The 8,479-nt window shown below is 32.8% G+C and carries 9 protein-coding genes and 1 pseudogene; 5 read left to right on the plus strand and 5 right to left on the minus strand.

The window, feature by feature from the left end:
* Window positions 1–207 precede the first annotated feature (207 nt).
* The 5 genes and pseudogenes from dltC to CQ058_RS29945 all read right to left on the minus strand — a co-directional run bounded on the left by dltC (window position 208) and on the right by CQ058_RS29945 (window position 3,796).
* Window positions 208–447 (minus strand): D-alanine--poly(phosphoribitol) ligase subunit DltC, encoded by a 240-nt coding sequence (gene dltC, locus CQ058_RS29925; RefSeq protein WP_002035156.1) that lies wholly within the window; start codon window positions 445–447, stop codon window positions 208–210.
* A 41-nt stretch (window positions 448–488) separates the two neighbouring features.
* Window positions 489–1,013 (minus strand): annotated as a pseudogene (locus CQ058_RS32585) (hypothetical protein).
* An 86-nt stretch (window positions 1,014–1,099) separates the two neighbouring features.
* Window positions 1,100–2,863: a SulP family inorganic anion transporter gene (locus CQ058_RS29935; protein ID WP_002193541.1), complete on the minus strand. Its 1,764-nt coding sequence runs from the start codon at window positions 2,861–2,863 to the stop codon at window positions 1,100–1,102.
* A gap of 143 nt (window positions 2,864–3,006) precedes the next feature.
* Window positions 3,007–3,441 carry a hypothetical protein gene (locus tag CQ058_RS29940; RefSeq protein WP_002193539.1) on the minus strand — a complete coding sequence of 145 codons (435 nt, stop codon included), beginning with the start codon at window positions 3,439–3,441 and terminating at the stop codon, window positions 3,007–3,009.
* A 1-nt stretch (window position 3,442) separates the two neighbouring features.
* The gene (locus tag CQ058_RS29945) at window positions 3,443–3,796 is read right to left on the minus strand and encodes an ArsR/SmtB family transcription factor (RefSeq protein WP_002193538.1); all 354 of its coding nucleotides are present in this window, start codon (window positions 3,794–3,796) and stop codon (window positions 3,443–3,445) included.
* Between the two features lie 949 nt (window positions 3,797–4,745).
* Here CQ058_RS29945 and CQ058_RS29955 point away from each other — a divergent pair.
* The 5 genes from CQ058_RS29955 to CQ058_RS29975 all read left to right on the plus strand — a co-directional run bounded on the left by CQ058_RS29955 (window position 4,746) and on the right by CQ058_RS29975 (window position 8,300).
* Window positions 4,746–5,108 (plus strand): DUF3796 domain-containing protein, encoded by a 363-nt coding sequence (locus CQ058_RS29955; RefSeq protein WP_002193536.1) that lies wholly within the window; start codon window positions 4,746–4,748, stop codon window positions 5,106–5,108.
* Window positions 5,098–5,298 carry a helix-turn-helix transcriptional regulator gene (locus tag CQ058_RS29960; protein WP_002193534.1) on the plus strand — a complete coding sequence of 67 codons (201 nt, stop codon included), beginning with the start codon at window positions 5,098–5,100 and terminating at the stop codon, window positions 5,296–5,298. The genes CQ058_RS29955 and CQ058_RS29960 overlap by 11 nt, the downstream gene beginning before the upstream one ends.
* Before the next feature lie 332 nt (window positions 5,299–5,630).
* A complete protein-coding gene (locus tag CQ058_RS29965; protein ID WP_105590189.1) occupies window positions 5,631–5,822 on the plus strand; it encodes a hypothetical protein in 192 nt (63 codons plus the stop codon).
* A gap of 617 nt (window positions 5,823–6,439) precedes the next feature.
* Window positions 6,440–7,309, plus strand: coding sequence for an ABC transporter permease subunit (locus tag CQ058_RS29970; protein WP_063225630.1), 870 nt, complete (start codon window positions 6,440–6,442; stop codon window positions 7,307–7,309).
* A 1-nt stretch (window position 7,310) separates the two neighbouring features.
* Entirely contained in the window at window positions 7,311–8,300 is a 990-nt protein-coding gene (locus CQ058_RS29975; RefSeq protein ID WP_063225629.1) for an ABC transporter permease, read from the plus strand.
* The last annotated feature ends 179 nt before the right edge of the window (window positions 8,301–8,479 follow it).

Consider the following 8,479-nt stretch of genomic DNA (forward strand, 5'->3'; position numbering starts at 1 on the left):
TCCATTAGGCATCTATATACCTCTTTCAAATAAATACAATCTTTGCACCAGAACCAAATTAGACATATTTTTATTTCCTCCACTTGTTATCATTCATTTGAATAGATAAGCATTATTTTTCAATTTCCTTTTACAGATTTGTAAGACTAGCAATTACAAACTTTAATTTTGAGAAGTGTTTCTTATCTGTATCTCAAACACCTATTTTCATCTCATATCTTTCAATTTCTTAATAATCATGTTCGGTGTCGCCCATTCATCACGGTCAAAGTCAGAAATAGACACTTCGATGTTTAAACGTTCTTGAAACTCTACTAATAAAGACACTGTACCAAAAGAATCTAGAATTCCTTCTTCAAATAATTGCACATCTGGGTTCTCTTTTACGATATCATTTTCACATACTTCTTCTAACACATTTAATACTTGATCTTTAAATTCAGACATTATTTATTCTCCTCTATATCCATGATTTATAATGAATTTCTTCATAGTCTTCTATTTTTTAACACATCATTTAAAAGAATCTGCCCCATCATCATTACAAAGTTATCCCTGGTCTTTGTATAATAGTTATTAAGGCTTAACAGATAGTTGTTCCCCGGAACATATGTGATTACAAATCCGTTGTTTGTTTCTTTAGGAAAAGGAATATATATGTTTTTAACATCCGGGTTTATAGCAATTAAATCTTTTGGAAATAAACAATTTAGATTACTTAAAAACGCTTTTCCATTAGAGATAGGTTGGATTTTTTTAGCTATGTTAACACCATCTTTGTTTTTACTCGAAGCTACTCCTCATATAATTACACCACCAGAAACATGAGAAAAAAACGAGACATTTTTTTCATAATTCTTTTTATCATCTTTTGAAAGGATACTGTTTGTATAATCCGTTTTTCGTTTAAATGTAAGGAAGATATTCTCTTCTTGCTGTTTGATAATCATTTGTTGGATGTATGAAAAACTTTCTTGTTCACACCTTGTAAAAATCTTCTCCGCATTCTCCAAAGTAAACTTTCTCCTTCTCTATTTTTTAATAAAAGGATTAAAAGAGTAGATTAAATCAAACAAACTTTGTATGTGAAGTGAATTTTTTAAAAATCTAATGCATTTGCCTTATTCTTTATTGTATTCACTTCCTGAGATTGCTGAGAAAGCCCGGTACATTCATGAAAAGCGAAATGTTTACACCCTATACATTCTGTTGTATTTAAATGTCCTAAAGCACAGTTAATGGCTTCCCCGGTATGATTAAAAAAGTTTGCTTCCCCAATCTCAGCATACAATCCATTCTTATCTAGAGTTACTTTTAGCTCTGATTGAATGCCTGAAATAAGAAGTACGCCACCTTGTTTTTTAAAATGCTGAACAATATTCCTAAAGTAAGACTCTCCTGTGGTATCAATAAAAGGAACTTTTCCCATACGTAAAATTAAAACTTTTGGTTTATAATGAGTGGTCGCTAAAATATTTTGTTCAAATGTTTGAGCAGCCCCAAAGAATAATGGCCCTTCTATTGTGTAAATACTAATTTGTGGGCAATCATGAGCTTTATTTACCACATGTGGTAATAATTTTTCATTCTTTTTTGTATGATCAGGAAGCACTTTAGATATGACAAGCATATTACTCATACGTTTTGTAAACAAAATAATAGCTAAAATAAGACCGATTTCCACAGCTGTTGTCAAACTAGTAAATACAGTAAGCAAAAATGTTACCAGTAATACAAGAGAATCTCCTGTCTTCATTTTAAGTATGTGAACAAAATGCTTTTGCTCACTCATGTTCCAAGCTACTACCATTAAAATAGGAGCCATACTGGCAAGTGGAATATGTGAAGCATATGGAGCTAACAGTAGAAGTGTAAATAATACAAATCCTCCATGAATAACACCCGAAACCGGAGAGACCGCCCCACTCTTAATATTGGTTGCTGTGCGGGCAATTGCTCCAGTTGCCGGAATTCCTCCAAATAACGGTGTAACAATATTGGCAATTCCTTGGCCAATAAGCTCTTTGTTACTGTTGTGTTTACTATTTGTCATACCATCTGCCACGACGGCGGATAATAGAGATTCAATACCACCCAACATTGCAATAACAAATGCAGGACCAATTAACTGTTTTATACGCTCTACTGTGATTTCTGGTATATCAAACTGAGGAAGTGTGTTTGGAATCGTACCATATGCTGTACCAATAGTAGGTACATGACCTGAGAAAAATACAGTTGCAATTAAAGTTGAAATAACAACACCTACTAATGAACCTGGTACTTTTGGGAAAATTTTTGGTGTTATGAGTATAACAAAAAAGCAAATCAAAGCAATTATGACACTGTAAGAATTGGTAGTACCGATATGAGTAAAAATTTCCTTCAGATTCGCTATAAATTCCTCATGCTTTTTTATACCTGTTAAACCTAAAAAACTAGCAATTTGTCCCGTAAAGATACTGACAGCAATACCTGACGTAAAGCCAATTGTTACAGGACGTGGAATAAATTTAATTAAAGATCCTAGTTTAAAAATTCCCATAAGGCATAAGATAATTCCAGCTAATAAACCAGCAAGTAGTAAATTTTCATATCCATAGGTAATTACAATCCCTAAAAGAATAGGAACAAACGCACCTGTAGGCCCTCCAATTTGGTACTTTGAACCACCAAATAGCGAAATAAGTATCCCGGCAATACATGTTGTATAAATCCCATACTCTGGCTTAACACCAGAGGCTATAGCAAAAGACATAGCAAGCGGAATCGCAACAACTCCAACAATCATTCCTGAAAGAAGATCCTTTTGAAAATGTCCCAATGAATATCCTTCAAATCTTCCCGTAAATAACCCTTTCATTACAAAACCTTCTTTTCTATTTTTAATAAACCTTACTTCTTCTGAAAGAATATTTTCTTTTGATAAATTTGAGTTGCAAATGCATTTCTCATACTCTTATATAGACGCTTTTTATCTCTTTATAAGGGAGCATCAATCTAATATTAGTTATACGTTTTGCTTAAATGACGTTCTAATTTACCTATATCTCCTCCTTCTTGTATGTAGGAATTCAACCTTTCTACTAGAAGTAATCCACCTCGACTATCTAGCTTTTTCATATCTATAAACGATTTAATTCTTACGTTATCTGGGGTACAATCTCTACGAAACATTTGTCCTGGAATTTCACTCCAGAAACTATTCCATTCGTCCAGTAACCCTATTTGATCAAATAAAAAACTTTGAATTCCGCATAACCAAGCTGTACAAGCTGTATTTCTCTTTTGACATCCAACTCCATCCTGTAAATGCTGGCATGAAAAACAACAAGAATTTCCACTTTTAATACAAACATTACAAACGTGATGAGCTCCTATTGAGCGAAATATTTCCATTCCATGTTGAATGATATCTTCTTTCTTAACTTCAATGCTCAACTTAACCCTCATTAACTATCGTTTCACGTTCTGCTTCATCTAGTTCTTCTAACATTGAAATCGTGTCGATTAAATGGTTGTTAAAAATTTTCCGTGCAACTACCAGTAAGTCCACAATCATAGGGTCCCGTAGAGAATATAAAACTCGTTTTCCATCTTTAGTACCAACAACAATGTTTTTTGAACGTAGTACACTTAATTGTTGAGAAACAGCTGAACCTTCCTTGTTAAGGATGGTTTGAATTTCATTTACACTTCTTTCACCCTCTGACAATAGTTCTAGAATACCTATTCGCAGAGGATGTGATAAGGCTTTAAAAAAATCAGCTTTAAATTGTTGCATTTCATTTCCCATTAAAACACCTCTAGTACTTATTTATAATTAAAAACCAAAAGTATCATATACATCTTCAAATGTTTGAATATGTATATGATACTTCTATGACTTACTATTTTCAATACAAATTTTGAAACGTTGAAAAAGAACCAGAAACGACCGTTTAAGGAGCTCTATTTAGTTCTAATAAAACTGAAAGAAATACGGTCAAAAACCAGCTCTAAAACTCATTATCAAAAACAAAGTACCATAACAAACATTAAATGTCGTTTATGGTATTTTGTTAACGTATGGTAAAACCAAGTTTTTCAACTTAGAAATTCCTTAGCGTACGAAATTCGCGTTTAGTTGGCGAGACCCCATCGCCATCAAGCTAATAAAGGCAAATACCCCCAAAACGAGAAAATCGGCATATTCAGGTAAAAATATACATTTTTTTGTTTTGGAGTAACTAGTTTCATTAACTTGATGGGCATGTGGTGCTACCCCCTATTGAAAAAATGAGTACAAAAAATAAAGGGTGAAAATAAACGACGTTTATAAAAGATGCATTCATTTCAGGTGTGCATACTTCAAGATATAAAAGAAAAAAAGCAATGCAAACGAATGAAAAAATAAAGGACCATAGATTTATATTATGCTTCATAGGTTGCTCCTTTGTTATCGAAATATTTCTATTAAATTTTAATGGAAAATATAAGAAAAAGACAGTGGTTATAAATTAAAATGAATTTTTTTAACAAAATAATCCTTTTGAAATTATATAAGGGGTACCGCCAGGATTTTTTCCGAAATGCTGGCGGTACTGTAGATTTGAAATAAAGTTTAACCGTTTTGCAAATAGATTAACTGTTTATAAAAAAGTCGTACTGTTCTATAGAAATGAACCATGGGCTCTTTTTATTTCTTAATCAATGTGATATATTTTCATCATATAGAGCGAAATATATCACATAGGGGGGATTATATGAAAAATAAATTATCTTATTTGGGGTTTCTTGGTTTTTTTGGATTTTTAAGCCCATTCTCATTTTTAGGTGATTATTCATCAGTTATAGGTTATTTTTTCGGTTTCTTTTTCTTCTTTTTGTATGCAAAGGTTGTGCCTGATGAACTCTTTATACAGCATGTTCGTATCGCAGCTACAAGAGCATTTTTCGTAGCACTCATACTGGGCATTATAGTAACATTAACTGTTTTGATTTTGGAAAACTTAGATGTAATCAGATTCCTTGTTACAATTTCGCTTTTTATACCATTCGGTACATTCCTAATTAGTCTTGAAATATTTGAACATAGAGAAAAGAAAGGGATGCAAGATGTCAATTAAGACTCGAATGAAAGAATATAGGGTAAGGCTAAATATGTCTCAAGAAGACTTAGCTAACAAGGTAGGTGTTAGAAGGGAAACAATTGGTAATCTCGAAAACGGAAAATATAATCCTTCATTCAAACTTACTTATGATATTGCGAAGGTTTTGAAAGCACCTATTGAGGTTCTGTTTTGGTTTGAAGAATAAGTTAGGTAAAAATACATTTTTGTAATAGACATGTCCAAGGGGTTTGATCAATCTTTTTTATAAAACTCTTTTACTTAGTTAGAAAGATTAACTCCATTTTGATTAAACTTCTTTCAAAATGGAGTTTTTGCATTTTCTCTTAAATAAAGGTTGAAGGAAACTTTTTAATCAATCTTTATTCTAAAGCTACACCCTGAGAGAGTAAGGTTCCTCCTTTTCCTTGCTACCGATAATAGGACGTTATGTTAACCTGACATGAATATCCTATTCATCCAAATTTGTACAAATCTTTTCTGTTGACTGGTACAATGAAGAAAAGAGGTGAATAAGTTATGGCAAAGAAAACAAATTGGCTTTACATTGTCGGTTTAACATGGCTGGCAACCATTATATTACTTTCGACAGACCTTATTGATCTGATTCCAAATCAGGCGGTTTCTCTAAGTGTTTCTGTTGTTATAGGTATCATTGCACTAGGAGCTAATCTGACAGGACTTTACTTACTTAAAAAGAAAAAATATTGAGAGAGAATCGTGCCTCTTTCAAAATGAGGAGGGGTTTGGAATAACTTCCAATAACGAAAATCATGTAAATAAGCTGTCCTTATGGACAGCTTATTGTATGTTTTTGCTTAGCTTGTTTTTTTCCAAAATGCTGGCGATACCCCATCGCCATCAAGCTAAGAAAAGCAAATACCCCCAAAACGAAAAAATAAGCTTTTTATTACAAGTTAGCACAAAATCTTATTGTGGGTAGTTGTATTTTTTTTGCCTGATAGCAATGTGACGGTACCCCTGTAAGAAGTTCCATTACGGCCTTTTCAAACTCCTCAACGGTAATAGAATAGGCTAAAGATCATCCGTTTTTTCACGGACTTCCCTTATCCTAGGAAATACAAAACTATCAAGGACTTTAAAATAACGATGCTCTAAATGATGTTAGATTTTAGCCAATTCTATAATAGAGCTCCAAGTTTATAAGTTTAGTGTTTACAAAAATATGGATTAATTCAATTTTGAATTAATCCATATTTTTGTAAATGCCCCGTTGAAAGTTTACCTATACCGATATAAGGGTTTACATTTCTGAAAATTAAATCTATTATTAAGAGTGGAAAATTAAGTAAGAAGGATGTGGTTCTGTGTCGAAGAAAATCATTCTATCAGGCTGGGAGCTAATTATTCATCTATTGTTGTCGTTTGTCGGTATACTAGCGGTTGGCTCTCTACCAATTCTATTCAAAGGGCTTTCAATAGATATTCCAGGGTATTTTAGTAGTATTTATAAAATTTGCGAGAAGATAATACTACATGCTTCATCTATGCAGTATGGTATGAAGATTAAAAAGGATTTGTTCCCACAAATATTTTTTCACTATAAAGAGACGATGGTTATACTCTCAATTTCACTGATTGTTTCATTAATAGTGTCATTTATACTAGTACACGTAATCTTAAGGGTTAACGAAAAATGGCAGAATAGGATTAAAGAATTCATGTTATTTCTTCAATCTTTACCTGACATATTGTTTATTGTGGGTTCCCAATTGTTGGTGGTATGGATATTCCAGAAAACTGGTGTTATGGCAGCACAAGTAGCAGGAATTGGAGACCAGAAGGTGCGACTCTTACCGATTATCTGTTTTTGTATACCTACCGTTATCATGTTTGTTAAGTTCTTACTTCTAAGATTTGAGGATGAGTTGAGAAAGGATTATGTGTTGTTCGCTGCTTCAAAGGGGATGGATCGTCTTCATATTTTAAACCACCATGTACTAAGAAACGTTCTATTAAGTACTTTGTTCTTTGTAAAAGCTAATATATGGTTTATGCTCTCTAACTTATACATAATAGAATCGATTTTCAATACTCTCGGATTCTTTGTTTTTATTAAAGAATACCAAAGTGTTGAGGTATTCACGGTTGGATTAATATTAATTTACTTACCTATATTCTTATTTTTTAAATGTTTCCATTGGTTGGTACCTACTGCGATGAAGGAAAAAATATAATATGTGGAATTATTTAAAACGTGATAAACGGTTCTGGTTAGGTGGTTTATTTTTAACAATATTAATGGTCCTAAGTATAGGAAATACTGTTTTTAATGACGGAAATATACATAAAGTAATCCTTCAATATGATAAAACTGGTTATCCTGAAGTGCCTCCATTTCCACCTTCAATGCAATTTTTATTTGGTACCGACAGAGCGGGGTACGACTTACTCAATCTGATAATTGAAGGGGCAAAATGGACTATTGGGTTTGCAATCGTAGTAGCCATATTACGCATGGTGTTAGGCGTTATAATCGGTTTTTTACTTGGTGCATATGTTAAAAGAGGGTTTAAAAAAATTGAAGCATTTTTTGATAGTTTTACAATCGTACCAATGGTTATGATTTGTTATTTCATATTATCAGAAGTACTTATTTATGCAAATGGGACGATACCGGCTCCATTTTACCAAAGACTTCTATTCCAATTGGCTGTGATTGTTCTTTTAAGTGTTCCCACTCTATCATTATATGTTGCAAATGAAGTAAGGAAATTGCAAACTGAAGAGTTTGTTGAAGCTGCAAAGATCCTCGGTGGCGGAAAATTATACATTGTTGTTAAGCACATTCTTCCTCACCTGGTTCCAACGTTTATAATAATGCTTATGCAACAATTCGTACAAACACTAACATTGTTGCTTCATTTAGGCTTACTAACTTTGTTTTTTGGTGGAACAGTTCTTTATGGTGATGAGGCTGATTCTGTAACACATGAGTGGACTGGTTTAATTGGGATGTACTATCCTTCTCTATCTGCTGATACTTGGATTCCAATGGTTCCGATAATCTTCTTTAGTTTGACTGTTCTAGCTGCGAATAAAATAACTGATAGTATTCAAGATTCTTTAGAAAGAAACAGAGCTGCCAGTATCTCTGTTAAAAATACTAATAAGAGTGTTTTGCAGGTACCTGAAAATGAATTGTTTACATTCAAACATCAAGCATAAACACAGCTTTAATTCTCACTTACAAGGGGTATCATCATATCGCTACCAAGTTTATAAAAAGAAATGCCCCTAAAATGAAAAAATACGTTATTCTTTCTGTAGGGTCATAGGAAAGGATGGCGTATTTTATGTCTGTTTCTGTGTCTGACGAATTACAACTATTTGCTCAAGAGATTCAA

Source organism: Bacillus sp. MYb56 (assembly GCF_002976445.1).
Classification (GTDB): domain Bacteria; phylum Bacillota; class Bacilli; order Bacillales; family Bacillaceae_G; genus Bacillus_A; species Bacillus_A mycoides.

What these genes read in the sequence shown, in the direction of transcription:
- dltC (WP_002035156.1), bottom strand. Translation starts at nt 447, where the DNA reads ATGTCTGAATTTAAAGATCAAGTATTAAATGTGTTAGAAGAAGTATGT.
- CQ058_RS29935 (WP_002193541.1), bottom strand. Translation starts at nt 2,863, where the DNA reads ATGAAAGGGTTATTTACGGGAAGATTTGAAGGATATTCATTGGGACAT.
- CQ058_RS29945 (WP_002193538.1), bottom strand. Translation starts at nt 3,796, where the DNA reads ATGGGAAATGAAATGCAACAATTTAAAGCTGATTTTTTTAAAGCCTTA.
- CQ058_RS29955 (WP_002193536.1), top strand. Translation starts at nt 4,746, where the DNA reads ATGAAAAATAAATTATCTTATTTGGGGTTTCTTGGTTTTTTTGGATTT.
- CQ058_RS29960 (WP_002193534.1), top strand. Translation starts at nt 5,098, where the DNA reads ATGTCAATTAAGACTCGAATGAAAGAATATAGGGTAAGGCTAAATATG.
- CQ058_RS29965 (WP_105590189.1), top strand. Translation starts at nt 5,631, where the DNA reads ATGGCAAAGAAAACAAATTGGCTTTACATTGTCGGTTTAACATGGCTG.
- CQ058_RS29975 (WP_063225629.1), top strand. Translation starts at nt 7,311, where the DNA reads ATGTGGAATTATTTAAAACGTGATAAACGGTTCTGGTTAGGTGGTTTA.